The following is a 16,320-nucleotide window of genomic DNA, read 5'->3' as shown; positions in this document are numbered from 1 at the left end:
TTATTCCTCTGATTTCATCGATGGCTCATCATCGGGAGTACTGGATAGCTCGACCGCTACTGATCCCACTGATCAGAATATGTCCACTGACTGCCTGTTTCATTGCCATCACCATGGCTGCCATTGCCATGTCTATTTATCCGGTAACCTGACTCACCCAAACTTTTTGCATAAACATTCGTTGCATAACGACTCTCAAGCCCTCATTCCCGAGGCCCCATCCTCGTCGCTGTACCGCCCTCCAATCGCCTGATTTTACCGATTATGTTTTTTCTGTGTTGCCGTTATCGTTGCAACGCGCGGTTTGAATTATCTTAAATAAGTAGGATCTACCATATGCTATCAATACGTACTGCGCCGGGTTCTGGCGCTTTGGGGCGGAGGAATATCAAAAGCCGATGTATTCTGTTCAGTTTATTATTTTTCATTTCTTCGTCGGGGCTTAGCGCCGAGCCTGGGGACTCAACGATCACGCTGACCAATGCGGTGCAGCGCTCCCTGTCACAAAACCCGTCTTTGAAAGTTTTTCCCTACCGCTACGCAGCCCTTCAAGGGCAGGCCGAAACAGCCGGGTTAAGACCGGCGTATGAGCTGGGATTTGACGCTGAAAATGTCGGGGGCACTGGGGACTTCAGCGGCGCAGGTGGTGCTGAACTCACCATTGCGCTGTCTTCGGTCATCGAAATGGGGGATAAGCGCGCGGCACGGCAAGGCGTAATCTCCTACAGTCGGTCGGTGCTCAATGCCAGCCGACAGGTGGAATCCTTGGCCTTATTGGGCGAAGTCACCCGCCGTTACGTCGATGTGCTAGCGGCACAGGAGCAGGTCACCCTGGCTGGCGAGGCCGCCCAGTTGGCGAGCGAGAGCTTACGCATTGTGAAAAAGCGGGCTACGGCGGGAGCGACACCCGAGGCGGAAGTCAAACGGGCACAGGCCGCTGCCGAGCAAGCGAAGCTCGCTTTGCTTTCGGAGCAGCAACGGCTTGCTTATTTGAAAGTGTCGTTGTCTGCCCTGTGGGGGGTAACCTCACCGGACTTTGACAAAGTGGAAGGTGATCTATTCCAGTTTGGCGAGGACGTGGCATTCGACCTGTTGTACGCCAAAGTTGAAAAAAATCCTGCGATAGAAGTATTCGCAGCAGAGTCCCGCCTCAAAGAAGCAGAAATACGCCTTGCTCAAACCCAATCCAGTGCCGATATCAGTTGGTCGGTGGGGGTTCGTCGCTTGCTGGAAACCGATGACACCGCGTTGGTAGCGGGTTTCAGCATGCCGTTGTTTTCCGGCAAGCGAAATGTCGGCGCCGTTTCGACCGCTTTGGCCGAAAAAAATCAGGTGTTGGCAGAGCGCGATGTAATGCTGCTGGATCTACACACGCAACTGTTCCGGGCTTTTCACAACCGCAAACAAGCCATTGTCGCGGTAGAGGCACTGCGCACCGCCATCATTCCCGCCCTTGAGCAGGCCCTAGTAGAAACTCAGGCGGCCTATCAACGCGGTCGCTACGGGTATCTCGACTATGTCAGCGCGCGGCAGGAATTATTGAGCGCCAGGCGCACCCAGATCGAAGCGGCCGCAGCCGCCTTAACCTATGGTGCAGAAATTGAGCAGCTAACAGCAGAGCCCTTGGCCTTGACACAGTATGGCGAAGACAACACATTTTCAGGAACCCCACAATGAAATCAAATACCCAGTTAAAAAAATCATTTATCCGTCTAATTACGTGTTGCTTTGCGATCACCCTGTTGTCTGGACAAACTTTCGCCGAGACGGGTCACGGAGAAGAGGAAGAGCACGGTGAAGAAGGCCACGTCGAGCTGACCCAGGAGCAGATAAAACATGCCGGCATTACGCTGGCAACCGTTACCTCGGGCACCATCCGCGATGTTTTGCCAGTATATGGCGTCGTCGCCACCAACGCAGAGCGTGTACAGTCGGTAACGGCACGCTTCGACGGCGTTATTCGGGAAGTTAAAAAAAGTGTTGGTGATCCGGTTCGCAAAGGCGAACCCCTGGTGACTGTGGAAGCGAATGAAAGTCTGAAAACCTATTCGATAGTATCCGCACTCAATGGTGCCGTTACCCAGCGTAATGCAAACGCTGGCGAGCACACTACGGATATCCCGTTGTTGGTAGTACAGGATTTCTCAACGGTTTGGGTGGAGCTGTCGGTTTTTCCCAAGGATGTTGCTCAGGTTGAATTAGGCCAGCGGGTTCGCATTCTCAGTCTCGATTCGACCCATATCGCAGAGGGAAAAATCATCTATATTGCGCCGCTTGGCCAAACTGGTAATCAGGCCATTATGGCGCGCGCTTTGATCGACAACCCGAATGGCATTTGGAAACCCGGTCTCTTTGTCAACGCGCAAATCACCCGCGCCGAAATAGCCGCTCCAATGGTGATCCGCAACGAAGCCTTGCAAATCGTCGAGGATAACCCTGTCGTTTTTGTTCGGGGTGAGGAAGGTTTTGAAGCACGTACAGTGACTTTGGGGCGAACCGACGGTGAGCTAACCGAAGTGGTGGCAGGTCTGTCCGCAGATGAAGTGTATGTCAGCAAAAACAGTTTTATTTTGAAAGCGGAATTGGGTAAAGGGGAGGTTGGCGATGATGATTAATAGCTCCCTGAAAGACATTCTGGATTCCATCGGCCGGAGCAGCATTCTATCGCCGCTCAACGAAGGAGTGTGTGATGATCGATAAACTCATTCAATTTTCCATCGCACGCCGCTGGCTGGTGATGTTTCTGGTGCTGGTAACGGGCGCCCTGGGTGTCTGGAACTATCAGCAGCTACCCATTGACGCGGTACCCGATATCACCAATGTCCAGGTGCAAATCAATACAGAAGCCCCAGGCTACTCACCGCTGGAAGTGGAGCAACGCATTACCTACCTGGTAGAACTGGCGATCACGGGGTTGCCCTATGTTGAGAGTACCCGTTCGATATCACGCTATGCCCTGTCTCAGGTGACCGTGGTGTTTGAAAAAGGCACGGACATTTACTTTGCCCGCAATCTTATCAACGAGCGCTTGCAGCAGGCGAAAAGCGAGATGCCTTCGGGAATCGATCCGGCGATGGGACCCGTTGCCACAGGCCTCGGTGAAATCTTTCACTATGCGGTGCATGCGAAACCGGGCGCCTTGATGGAAAATGGTGAGCCGTATGATGCGACGGCCTTACGCACCTTGCAGGATTGGGTGATACGTCCGCAATTGCGCCTGGTTCCAGGTGTTACCGAAGTCAATACCATTGGCGGCTTTGAAAAGCAGTTCCACGTCACCCCGGAACCGTCAAAACTGCTGGCCTACCAGCTCAGCTTCGATGATCTGGTGGCGGCATTGGAGAAAAACAACGCCAACATCGGTGCCGGATATATCGAAAAAAATGGCGAACAATACCTGATTCGTGCCCCCGGACAGGTAGCTGACATCCCGGCGATCGAAAAAATCATCGTCGCCCGTCGTGACGGCCTACCCATAACCGTGGCTGACGTGGCCGAGGTGGGATTCGGCAAGGAATTGCGCACCGGTGCTGCGACGCTCGATGGCGAGGAGACGGTCTTGGGTACCGCCGTCATGCTACTGGGCGGCAACAGCCGGACGGTTTCCCAAGCGGTGTCGGCCAAGTTGCTGGAGATCAACAAAACACTGCCCGAAGGCGTGGTTGCAGAGCCGGTTTATAACCGTACAGTACTGGTCGATAAAACCATTTCCACGGTACAGACCAACCTGGTCGAAGGCGCGATTTTGGTTGTCGTCGTGCTCCTGGTCATGCTCGGCAATGTCCGGGCGGCCTTACTCACCGCAATGGTGATCCCTTTGTCAATGTTGATGTTGATGACAGGCATGGTGCAAACCAAGGTCAGTGCCAATCTGATGAGTTTGGGCGCACTCGATTTTGGCTTGATTGTGGATGGCGCGGTGATCATTGTCGAAAACTGTATCTTGCGCTTGGCCGGGCGGCAACACCATCTTGGGCGTACCTTAAAACTGGACGAGCGCCTTCAGACGGTGTTTGCGGCCACCCGCGAGGTATTTACACCAAGTCTGATCAGCGTATTGGTAGTGATTCTGGTGAACTTACCCATCCTGGCGCTAACCGGCGTGGAAGGCAAAATGTTTACGCCCATGGCCATGGCGGTAATCATAGCCTTGCTGTCTGCGTTGGTGCTGTCACTCACCTTCGTCCCTGCCGCCGTGGCGCTGTTTATGACGGGGCATATCGAGGAGAAGGACAATTTTATTGTTCGCCACTCCAAACGGTTTTACGCCCCGGTTTTGGCGTGGGCACTCAAATTTCGCGTACTCGTATTGTCTGCGGCCCTGATCTTTGTGGTTTTGGTCGGCGCACTGGCAACGCGGATGGGTACGGAATTTATCCCGAATCTGGATGAGGGCGATATTGCCATCCAGGCGCTGCGAATACCGGGTACCAGTCTCACTCAATCTCTGGATATGCAGTTTCAATTGGAAAAAGCGGTGCTGGAAATCCGTGAAGTCAAAACCTACTTCGCACGCGTCGGCACGGCCGAAGTTGCCAGTGACCCCATGGGACCCAACATTTCCGATGGCTATGTCATGCTCAAGGATCGCAGTGAATGGCCCGATTCTGATAAAACCAAAGCGCAGCTGTTAGAAGAAATTGGTGAGAAACTGACGTTGTTGCCGGGAAATGCCTATGAGATCAGCCAGCCGATCCAACTTCGCTTCAACGAGTTGATTTCAGGTGTGCGTTCCGATCTCGGGATCAAGGTGTTTGGTGACGATTTGACGCAACTGCTTAAATCGGGCGGCGAAATCGCGGCGGTATTGAACGGTATTGAGGGCGCCGAAGAGGTTAAGGTCGAGCAGGTGTCCGGCTTGCCTATTCTGTCCATTAATGCCGACCGTTCAGCCATGTATCGCTATGGCTTGAATGTCGCCGATGTGCAGGACGTAGTCGCCGCCGCCACGGGTGGTGAAGAGGCCGGCCTGATCTTTGAGGGCGACCAGCGGTTTTCGATAGTGGTGCGAGTGGCCGAGGGCATAAGGGGCGACTTGCGCGCGTTGGAACGTTTGCCGATACCGCTGCCAGAGGGCGGCTACGTACCGCTGCGGGAAGTGGCCAGTCTCACGCTGGCCCCTGGACCTAATCAGATCTCTCGCGAAAACGGCAAGCGGCGACTGGTTGTCAGCGCGAACGTTCGCGGTCGTGATTTGGGTGGTTTTGTGGCTGAAGTTCAGGGCAAAGTTGCGCAGCAGGTGAAATTGCCGCCCGGCTATTGGCTGGAGTATGGAGGCACCTTTGAGCAACTGCAATCGGCCTCGCAGCGGTTAAGCCTGCTTGTCCCCGTCACTTTGGTGATGATTTTTGCACTGTTGATGATGACCTTTGGTTCGGCAAAAGATGCGGCATTGGTCTTCAGTGGCGTACCGCTGGCGCTGACCGGTGGCGTTATCGCCTTGTGGTTAAGAGATATTCCCCTCTCGATCACAGCCGGCGTTGGGTTTATTACCTTATGCGGGGTTTCTGTACTGACGGGGGTCATGATGGTGTCGGCCTTTCGAGATGAGCTCAATCGGGGTGAATCCGTCGAGCAGGCGATTCAGGGCGGCGCCATGTTGAGATTGCGGCCGATTTTGATGGTCGCTCTGGTGGCTGCATTAGGCTTCTTGCCGATGGCACTCAACACCAGCACTGGAGCAGAAGTCCAAAGACCACTGGCCACGGTAGTCATCGGCGGCATTATCTCATCCACGTTACTCACTCTATTGGTACTTCCCGGCCTTTATCGACTGGCTTGGCGAAAGCCAAAAGAGATTGATGACAACGGCGATCCGATCGCTCAGTGACACCCTCAGGATCGCGGCACCCAACCGATTGTCGCGATCCATCCAACAGCAATGACGACACTTTTTTGGAGTATTTACATGAAACAAATTACCGCTTTTATACATCACGTTCGGTCCGCTGATGTCATCGACGCACTGCTGTGCGTTTATATAATAGTTTGATAATTCTTAATAATGTTTGATCATTTATATAATAGTTTGATATTTTTTGGCTCTTTTGGTGAATGTGCGGATTAAGAGTTAGCACATTTTTGCCCCATTATTCGTTTGAAAGCTTAATTACTACGATTATTCAACCTACATAATTATTCAATATTTAGATATTATCCAATAGCTAAAATAGCTAAAAGTTGTTTCGACCCGTATTGGATACGTTATGAACAAAGAAATTATAGAAGAAATCAAGCTGGCACTCGCTTCAGCACCTCGTAATCAGTACATGACGGAGTTCTGTCTACAATCTATCAAATATGCTGATGAACTAAGTAATCTTACCGCAAGAGAATTTTGTGAAGAGTTGGGGATAAAACCTAGCTATGGCACAGAGTTTAGTAAGATGAGAAACCTTACCTCACGGCTAAAAGCTGCTGGTTTAGATACAAGGAAGATATAGTCAGTATGCTAATTGATAACGTAACAACTAAAGTATCAGAAACGCTTTCCAATTCGATTCAAGCTAACGATAAGCTGTCTGTAATGACAGGGCTTTTCTCAATCTATGCTTTCGATCATCTAAAAGATTCGTTGAGTCAGTTAGATTCAGCACGATTGTTATTCTCTCAAGCTAAAGGGTTTGATTCATTTGATTCACTAGGTAGTGAATCACCTTTCGGTGCGCTGAATGGTTCTGCATTAGAAAACAAGTTCCGTAATCAGTTAAATCAGAAAGCAATAGCACAAGAGTTTGCTCATTGGTTAGAGGAAAAGGTATCCGTTCGTTTAGTGCAACAAGCTGGAGCTGTTCATCAGCACATTACGCACGTAAATTCACATTCAGAATCAATTGCAATAAACGGTGCTCAATTCAATGGTCAAGGTATTGGATTAACAGAGTCGAATGGCTTTGATATGATTAGTCTTGCCAATGCTGAACAAGCTAAAGAGCTTTTAGGGTTCTTTAATAGAGTTTGGGGAAGCAAAGCACAAGTTAAGGACGCAAAGGCGCTTCTACAAGCGGAACTTGCCAAATTCACTTCTGATCAAACACCTCAGTTTATCTATTTCATTACGTTATATAATATTTTTAAAGACTTTGTGGGTGATCTGCAAGAAGACAAGATCTTAAAAACTAAAACAGGTTTTAAAGATACGATTGTTTGGAACAAGCTGTACAAGTTTCAGAAAGATGGTGTATTAGGTGCAATCGACAAACTTGAGCATTTCAACGGTTGTATCATCGCTGATAGTGTTGGTTTAGGTAAAACATTTGAAGCTCTTGCTGTAATCAAATATTACGAGCTTCGCAATGATAAAGTGCTTGTACTTTGTCCTAAAAAGCTACGTGATAACTGGCTAATCTACACGCAAAACGACAAAAGAAACTTACTTTCTAGTGACCGCTTTAACTACGATGTTCTTAACCATACAGATATGAGTAGAACAGGCGGTTATTCTGGTGATATTAATCTTGAAACTATCAACTGGGGCAACTATGACCTTGTAGTGATAGATGAATCTCATAACTTCAGAAACAACAATCCCAAAAAAGATGGTCGAAACCGTTATCAGAGATTACTTGAAGATATCATTCAGGCAGGGGTAAAAACGAAGGTATTGATGCTTTCTGCTACGCCTGTAAATAACCGTTTAAATGATATGAAAAACCAAGTAGCGTTTATCACTGAGGCGAATGACCAAGCTTTACATGATCACGGTATCAACAGTATTGAAGGGACGCTAAGACAAGCTCAAACTCGCTTCTCTAAGTGGGCTGAACAAGATCCTGATATTCGAACATCGAAAGACCTTTTAGACTCGATGAATTTCGATTATTTCAAGTTGCTGGATATTTATACAATAGCTCGTTCACGTAAGCACATTGAAAAGTATTATGGAACGGCTGATATAGGGAAGTTTCCGACCAGATTATTACCTGTAAACCTAAAAGCATCAATTGATCTTAAAGACCAGTTCCCACCATTGGAAGAAGTGAATAAGACCATTAGAAGGTTATCACTTGCGTTCTACTCACCTATGAAATATGTGAGAATGGATAAGAAAGCGCAGTATGCGAGACGCTATGACCAAGAGGTTAAAGGCGGTAAAAGTGTATTTAAGCAAGTAGACCGTGAAGAAAGCTTGATCCACCTTATCCGTATCAACCTGCTTAAGCGTATGGAAAGCTCAATTCATTCGTTTACGCTAACATCAGAAAAAGTGCTAACTCAGGTAGATACATTACTAAACAAAATCCATAATTTTAACGCTAACATTAAGCTCAATATCAATAAACAAATAGCTAGTGATGAATTAACAGAAGAGTTTGTTGCTCCACCAATTGAAGAGATTGATGATCTAGAATTTAACTCTCCAGAACTCTCTCCATATCTAATTGGTAATAAAACTAAAGTTCGTATTCAAGATATGGATTTGGTTCGATTCGCTCAAGATCTTGAAGCTGATAGAGTATTCCTTCAAGAAATCGTTAGAGTTTCAAAAAGCATTAACTCAGATCGTGATGCCAAGCTTTCAATGTTGAAAGAAGCGTATCTAGAGAAATGTAATAATCCAATAAATGGTGATAATAAAAAAGTTATTATCTTTACTGCTTTTGCCGATACCGCAGAGTACCTATACAAAAACCTTTCATCATGGGCTTCACACGAGCTGGGGCTCCACTCTGCCATTATCACAGGTCAACGAACAGAAACGACCTTACTTACTCCTAGCCACAATGGTCGAGATGGTAAAAAGTTCAAAACTGACTTGAATAGCCTTTTAACTCACTTCTCACCTCGCTCTAAAGAGCGTGAAAAAATCTTTCCTGAGTTTAAAGAAGAAATCGATGTGCTTATTGCTACAGATTGCATCTCAGAAGGCCAAAACCTTCAGGACTGTGATTACCTAATCAACTACGACATTCACTGGAACCCTGTTCGTATCATTCAACGCTTTGGGCGTATAGACCGTTTAGGCTCGGTGAATGATGTGATCCAGCTGGTTAACTTTTGGCCTAACATGGAGTTGGATGAGTATATCAACCTTGAAGCAAGAGTTAGCGGAAGAATGGTGTTGCTAGATATTTCAGCAACTGGTGAAGAGAACCTGATCGAAACCGATAGCGAACAAGACTCTAAGCAAAATAAAGGAATGAATGATTTAGAATACCGTAGAAAACAGCTTGAGCAACTGCAAAATGCGGTAGTTGATCTTGAAGAAATGTCAGGTGGTGTATCTATCACTGATTTGACACTCAATGATTTTAGAATGGACTTGTCAGGCTTCTTGAGCAATAAAGAGCTAAGTCGCGAAGGTGATGACATTTCCCCACCAACCAGTGGACAAGAACTATTAGAACGGTCACCGATTGGCTTATTTGCACCTGTTGTTATTAGCAAAGAAGCAGCTACATCTGAGTCGAGTCAATTGACTGCTGATTTTTCACAAGTGCGCGATGAGATTGAATCAGGGGTCATCTTTTGCCTAAAAGACATTAAAGGAAAGGTTCAGGTTGAGGAAAGCTATTCACTTGCACCTTACTATCTTGTCTATATTTCTGATGAAGAAGAAATTTTACTTTCGTTTACTCAGTCAAAACAGATCCTCGATCTATGTAAAAAACTAGGCTCAGAGTTAACCAATATTGACCAATCAACAGACGCTTACAATCATTTTGCAAGACGTTCTCAAAATGGTAAACAAATGAAGCATTACCAGAACCTTCTCGCTAAAGCGGTAGAAAATATTGCAGGTAAGAGTGAAGAGATTGGAGCAACGAGCCTCTTCAATAGAGGTGGAACGGTCTTATCTGCATCAAGCACTCAAAACGTCAATGATTTTGAAGTTGTTAGCTACATGGTCATTCTTTAGGAGCATAGCTGTAATGGAGCAAATTAACTTTAGAAATAACGATAAAACAGAACATAGCAGTTTGATTGAAAAGGTTTGTGAGAATTTAGCCCTTCCTGATTCAACGTTCCTTGGCACTCGTATCACTAAGAAGATGCTGGTGGATAACAATGATCTGACTAGCCATGACAAAAAGCTAGTAACGAACGTTATTCAATCTATCGAGTGGCAGAACACTCTTAAGCCAGAAACTCTCAATGTTCCTATTTATGTAACTGATACCGTTGAGTACATAGAAATAGCGGTAATTCGTGTTGTACTGAAAAGTGAGATCAAGAATAAAACCAAACTCAAGAATGTAGCCAAGCTCTTACATACGCTGATTCCTTATCCACTGATTTTACTTTTAAAACTAGGTGAAGAACTAGCGATAAGCCTAGCCGATAAGCGTATCAACCAAGCAGACAAGAGTAAGCTGGTTATTGAGCATATCTACAACAGTGATTGGTTAAGCTCAACGGGCTTAACTGAAAATGAGAATAATTTTCTTAATGATTTTTCACTGAAAAATGTTTCAAGCCTTAACTACTTTGAGCTTTATCAAGACTTCATTTCAATGATTCTAGGTTTAGAAACAAGCAAGATTTCAGGTCGTTATCTCTATAAAAATAATTTAGGTAAGAATCTTCTAACTGATCAGAATGATAGCGAAGCTGAATCACAAGAAGATGTACAACAATATAATACATTCAGGCAATCGAAAGTCAGTGCATCTTTTGCAGAAAAGAGTAATGAAGATAAAACCGCTTTGCTCAAAGAGTTGAAAAGTTTAGAGGCAGAGCTGAGTAGCATAAGAAACAAGATTAAAAAGGAGGCGCAAATGAATACGAAAATGCGTCTTAACGTTGAAGCACGCAAGATTAAACAAGAAATTACAACAATAAAAACTCAATTAGCATAGCTCTATTTGTGAAGATAATTTGAAAAATTGTATTTGAACAATAATTAAAACTTAAAAGGCATAGTAATGAGCGAGATAGAAAAAATCACGGGCAACAACCCTGAAGCAAAAAGCTTAGATATCACACAGCAAAACATTGAACAGCTTAAGCAACTTTTTCCTGATGTATTTTCTGAGGGCAAGATTGATTTTGAAGCACTAAAAGCTGTTTTAGGTGAAGAAATTGACAACTCAGAAGAGCGTTACAACTTTACGTGGAATGGTAAAACGAAAGCTCGTCAAATCGCACAAACACCATCGACAGGTACGTTACGCCCCTGCCAAGAGGAAAGCGTCAATTGGGATGCGACTGAAAATCTATTTATCGAGGGTGATAACCTTGAAGTGCTGAAGCTACTTCAGAAGTCATACCATAAAAAAGTAAAGATGATCTATATAGATCCACCATATAACACTGGTAAAGACTTTGTTTATAAGGATGATTTTCACGATAACATTCAAAATTACCTCGAACAAACAGGTCAAGTAGATAATGAAGGTAATAAGTTAAGTACAAACTCCGACACATCAGGTCGTTATCACTCTGCATGGTTGAATATGATTTATCCTCGTTTACGGTTAGCTAAAAACCTATTAAAAGATGATGGTGTAATTTTTATTTCTATAGATGAAAATGAAGTTAAAAACTTAAAGCAAGTGTGTGACGAAATTTACGGTGAAGATAATTTTATTGGTGAAATCATTTGGAGAAAGAGAAAAGGTGGAGGAAATGACTCTCAATTTCTTGCTATTGATCATGAGTACATTCTGATCTATGCAAAAAATAAAGATGCACAACATAGCAAGTGGAGAGTACCCTATGAAGGAGAGTATTTAACTAGATATAAAAATAGTGACAAAAATGGTAGTTTTTACTGGGATACTCTTCATCGAGGTGGTCTCCAAAGTCCAATTATCTATGATGTTGAATGCCCTGATGGAACGATAATAAAAAACGGTACATGGCAAATATCTCAAACATCATTTAATATAAAAAAAGAACAAGGTTTAGTTCGTATTATTAAAAATAAAAATGAAGAGTGGAGTGTTCAGCATAAAGTTTACCAGCCTGCAGGTAAGGTGCAGCGATCTATTTATGAGGCATTTACAAATACAGATTCTTCGAATGAATTAAAGGACATATTTAGTAAGGATAAATATTTTGATACTCCGAAGCCAACAGGTTTATTAAAAATGCTTCTTAATTTATCTAATGTTAATGGTGATGATATTGTATTGGATTTTTTTGCAGGTTCATCATCATTTGCAGATGCAGTGTTACAAAGAAATTTAAGTGATAATATAAACACCAAATTTATTATGGTGCAAATACCCGAAAAAATTGACCATAAACACAGAGCATTTACTGATGGTCTTAAAACCGTTTCCGAAATTAGTCTTGCTCGAATTAAAAAAGCTATTAAAAATATTAATGAATCATATGGAGTAAAGTTTTTTAAATTAGATAAAACAAATATCCGCCCTTGGGATGCTGATTTTGATAATCTTGAACTGGTTCTTCAACAAGCAACAGAATCAATCAAGCCTGATCGTTCAAGCGAAGATGTTCTGTATGAAATATTCCTAAAGTATGGCTATGATCTAACGACACCGGTAGAGACTAAATCTGTAAATGGTAAGCAAGTCTTTGTTGTTGGTGCAGGTGCTTTGATTGTTTGTTTAGATGATGAAATTACTGGTGAAACTGTCGAAGGTATTGCCAAGCTGAAAGAAGAACTAGATCCAGAAACTACCCAAGTTGTATTCAAAGATGCAGGGTTTGCTGATAGCAACGTAAAAACCAATGCTATTCAGATCTTGAAGCAAGCTGGCATTGACGATGTTAAAAGCATTTAGGGGATAAATTATGTCTGAAATGAAGATAAAGTTTAACCCTGATCTTACTCACCAAAAAGATGCGATTAAAGCGGTTGTTGGTGTATTTGAAGGACAAGAAACGTTTCAAACTAACTTCTCTGTATCAAACGCTGTTCAAGCAGATATGTTTGAGAGAAATGATGGGATTGGGGTTGCTAATGCCTTGAGCTTATTACCAGAAGAGCTATATGAAAATACTCGTAATGTTCAGTTAGTTAATGGCTTGCCCCAGACTGAAACTACCAAACAAGCACTTCCAAGCCTTGATTTTACTATCGAGATGGAAACTGGTACAGGTAAAACATACGTTTACTTGCGAAGTGCTTTTGAGCTGAATCAACGTTATGGATTAACAAAATTCATCATCGTTGTTCCATCAGTGGCAATCAAAGAAGGTGTTTATAAATCTCTGCAAATGACTGAAGAGCATTTCAGAAAAGAGTATAAGAATGTTCAATATGATTACTTTGTCTATGATTCTTCAAAACGTGAGCAGGTAAGAAACTTCGCTACTAATGATTATATTCAGATCATGGTAATCAACATTGATGCTTTCAGTAAATCCTTCACAGACCCAGAGAAAGAGACGAAAGCTAACCTGATTCACCGAACCGATGATCGCCTGAACGGGATGAAGCCAATTGAGTTCATCCAAGCAACAAATCCTGTTGTTCTAATTGATGAACCTCAATCTGTGGCATCTACAGCTAACCGTAAAAAAGCAATTGCGAGTTTAAATCCGCTTTGCACGTTCCGATACTCAGCAACGTTGACTGAAAACTTCAACATGCTTTATAAACTCGATTCAATAGATGCGTATGAGCGTAGGCTGGTTAAACAGATTGAAGTTGCCTCATTGGAAGTTCAAGACAACCATAACCAAGCGTATATCAAGCTGAACAGTGTTGATAATAAGAAATCGCCAATCACAGCTAAAATTGAAATTGACGCTCAAACTAAAACAGGAAAGCTACTACCACGTAAATCAATCACAGTTAAGAGTGGAACGGATTTATTTGAAGCTTCTGGTGGGCGAACTGTTTATGAAGGTTATGTAATCAACGACATTTACTGCGAAGAAGGTAGCGAGTATATCGACTTTACGAGTCGTGATGACATCATAGAACTAAGTCAATCCATAGGTGAAGTTGATCAAGATACTTATAAGCGATTACAAATATCTAAGACCGTTGAAGAACACCTTGAAAAAGAGCTGAAATTCTATAGAAAAATTACGGCTGGCGTAGAAGAAATGGATCATTCCAAAATTCTAAGCCAGAGAGGTATTAAGGTTTTGAGCCTGTTCTTCATAGATAAAGTAGCGAATTACCGAGGCTATTCAAGTGATGGTGTGCCAGTTCAGGGTAAATTTGCCAAGTGGTTTGAAGAAGAATTTACACAACAGCTCAGAAAGCCAAAGTATCGAGTTTTGTATCCTTACATCTGGAGTAAAGAAGGGGGTAAGAATGATACAGGTAAGTATACGCTAAATGAACACGCGCTCAAGGAACTAGCGAGTTCAGTTCACAATGGCTACTTTGCTCAAGATAATAAAAAAGATGCTTCAGGTAATCCTATTTTCGCTGAATCAAAACTTTCAGCAAAAGGTGAAGGTGGTAAAACGGCTGCTGATGAATCTGCTTATAATTTGATTATGAAGGACAAAGAAAAGCTTTTATCAATGAATGAAAAGCTTCGATTTATCTTCTCTCACTCAGCCTTGAAAGAAGGTTGGGATAACCCCAACGTATTCCAAATTTGCACTCTAAACGAAACTAACTCTGTGATGAAGAAACGTCAGGAGATTGGTCGTGGTTTACGTTTAGCAGTAGATCAATCGGGTGAACGTGTACCGTATGGCTTTGAGGTTAATACGCTTACTGTAATGGCGAATGAGTCTTATGATCAGTTTGTTGCAGCTCTTCAAAAAGAGATTGAGGAAGAGGAAGGGATCAAGTTTGGTGCAGTTGAAAAACACCAATTTGCAAATATTGTTATTTCTGATGAGAATGACACTAAGGAGTTTCTTGGTGCTAAAAAATCAGAAGAGATTTATCAGCACTTAGCGGATAAAGGTTACATCGACAAGAAAGGCAAAATCTTAGATTCTCTTAAAACTGATCTGACTGACAATACGGTTAGTTTACCTGAAAGTGTTCAAGAGCATTCAGATGCGATTCTTGCAACGTTAACTAAGGTTTCTAAAGGCTTAAGCATTAAAAAACACGAAGAGAAGAAAACAGCAACGCTTCGTGAAGATAATGGTAAGCAAATCGTGCTTGGGGATGATTTTAAAGCACTCTGGGACAAAATTAAGTACAAGACTACTTATCGAGTGAGTTTCAGTGTTGGTGAGCTTGTACAGAAGTGCATCAAGGAAATCAGAGCGTCAGTTGCGGTAGCTAGTGCGAAGTTTGAATATAAAAAAGTGAAAGTAGCGGTAACAGAAGCGGAACTTGAGACTTTTGATGAAGTGTCAAAGATCCAATACTATCGTAATCGCAACTTCCAACTTCCAGACGTAGTAACTTATCTTGAATCAAACACGAACCTAACCCGTAAGACGGTGGTAGATATTCTGCTTGGACTAGGTGATAAGTTAGAAGCATTCAAAAACAACCCACAGCGATTCATCGAACTTGCTAGTGAAGTGATCCGTAAGCAAATGCGTTTAGCTATTGTTGATGGTATCTCATATCACAGAATTGGAGATGAAGAATATTACGCTCAAGAGTTGTTCCAAGAAGAAGAGCTTACTGGTTATCTTAAAAATATGGTTGAGGCGAACAAATCTGTTTACGATTACATTATTTGTGATTCAGATACAGAGTTTAAATTTGCAGAAAAGCTTGAAGAATCAATGGATGTTAAGCTTTATGCTAAATTACCAGCTTGGTTTAAGATTGACACACCATTAGGTGGGTATAACCCTGATTGGGCGGTATTGATCGATAAAGAAGATGGTATGGGTGAGCAGCTTTATTTTGTTGTTGAAACAAAATCCGAAATGACCTCTACCGACATTCGTGCATCTGAGCAAGCCAAAATTGATTGTGGTATTGAACACTTTAAAGCGTTATCACAAGACAAGCACGGTAACGTTTTAGATAATCCTGCCAAGTTTGTTAAAGCAGATAGCTATAATACTTTTGCGATACACCTAGAAGAATAACGAAACACTCGCCCTATGAGATAGTGCGATAATAGCCTATATCGTAGGGTGAGTGTTTTTGAATAAATATTTAGTTTAAGTGGATATTCTGATTTTAGTCGAGCATTAACTTTAACTGATAAATGTCCAAAAGCGAGTTACTTACTCTTTAGCCATACTATTGCGTTTTCTTTGCTGATTAAGAGTGAAACATTAAAGACTGATAGATATGTGACTATTTATGCATATTGTGCTGCATAAACTTAGTTTTGCATGAATCTGTTACGATCATGTACAAAACACGTTGATTAAGCGCTAAAACACGCGAAAAATGCACTTTAACAGTTATAAACATGCAAAATTTTCTGCGTTATGTTACTAGAAAATGTAATCATTAAAGAAAATCAGCATCTCGAATACAGTTCCCCAAGGCATCATCGCAAGTGATATCTA

8 protein-coding genes are annotated in these 16,320 nt (G+C 43.1%); all 8 read left to right on the top strand.

Features of this window, described 5'->3' with window-relative positions; all coding sequences use genetic code 11:
• Positions 1 to 336: 336 nt before the first annotated feature.
• The 8 genes from IEY42_RS18705 to IEY42_RS18670 all read left to right on the top strand — a co-directional run bounded on the left by IEY42_RS18705 (position 337) and on the right by IEY42_RS18670 (position 15,888).
• Positions 337 to 1,677 carry a TolC family protein gene (locus IEY42_RS18705; RefSeq protein WP_188926809.1) on the top strand — a complete coding sequence of 447 codons (1,341 nt, stop codon included), beginning with the start codon at positions 337 to 339 and terminating at the stop codon, positions 1,675 to 1,677.
• Positions 1,674 to 2,615 carry an efflux RND transporter periplasmic adaptor subunit gene (locus IEY42_RS18700; protein ID WP_140907666.1) on the top strand — a complete coding sequence of 314 codons (942 nt, stop codon included), beginning with the start codon at positions 1,674 to 1,676 and terminating at the stop codon, positions 2,613 to 2,615. The genes IEY42_RS18705 and IEY42_RS18700 overlap by 4 nt, the downstream gene beginning before the upstream one ends.
• A gap of 74 nt (positions 2,616 to 2,689) precedes the next feature.
• Positions 2,690 to 5,830: an efflux RND transporter permease subunit gene (locus tag IEY42_RS18695; RefSeq protein WP_188926808.1), complete on the top strand. Its 3,141-nt coding sequence runs from the start codon at positions 2,690 to 2,692 to the stop codon at positions 5,828 to 5,830.
• A 376-nt stretch (positions 5,831 to 6,206) separates the two neighbouring features.
• A complete protein-coding gene (locus tag IEY42_RS18690) occupies positions 6,207 to 6,443 on the top strand; it encodes an HTH-like domain-containing protein (RefSeq protein WP_017035588.1) in 237 nt (78 codons plus the stop codon).
• Between the two features lie 5 nt (positions 6,444 to 6,448).
• On the top strand, positions 6,449 to 9,859 hold the full coding sequence (locus IEY42_RS18685; RefSeq protein ID WP_188926807.1) for a helicase-related protein: 3,411 nt from the start codon (positions 6,449 to 6,451) through the stop codon (positions 9,857 to 9,859).
• A gap of 13 nt (positions 9,860 to 9,872) precedes the next feature.
• Complete coding sequence (locus IEY42_RS18680) at positions 9,873 to 10,799, top strand: DUF4391 domain-containing protein (protein WP_188926806.1); 927 nt, start codon at positions 9,873 to 9,875, stop codon at positions 10,797 to 10,799.
• A gap of 66 nt (positions 10,800 to 10,865) precedes the next feature.
• A complete protein-coding gene (locus IEY42_RS18675; protein WP_188926805.1) occupies positions 10,866 to 12,695 on the top strand; it encodes a site-specific DNA-methyltransferase in 1,830 nt (609 codons plus the stop codon).
• 10 nt (positions 12,696 to 12,705) lie between these two features.
• Positions 12,706 to 15,888, top strand: coding sequence for a type III restriction-modification system endonuclease (locus IEY42_RS18670; RefSeq protein WP_188926804.1), 3,183 nt, complete (start codon positions 12,706 to 12,708; stop codon positions 15,886 to 15,888).
• Positions 15,889 to 16,320: the final 432 nt, after the last annotated feature.

This window comes from Shewanella algicola, from assembly GCF_014648035.1.
In the GTDB taxonomy this organism is placed as follows: domain Bacteria; phylum Pseudomonadota; class Gammaproteobacteria; order Enterobacterales; family Shewanellaceae; genus Shewanella; species Shewanella algicola.
This window is presented reverse-complemented; position numbering and strand designations above follow the sequence as displayed.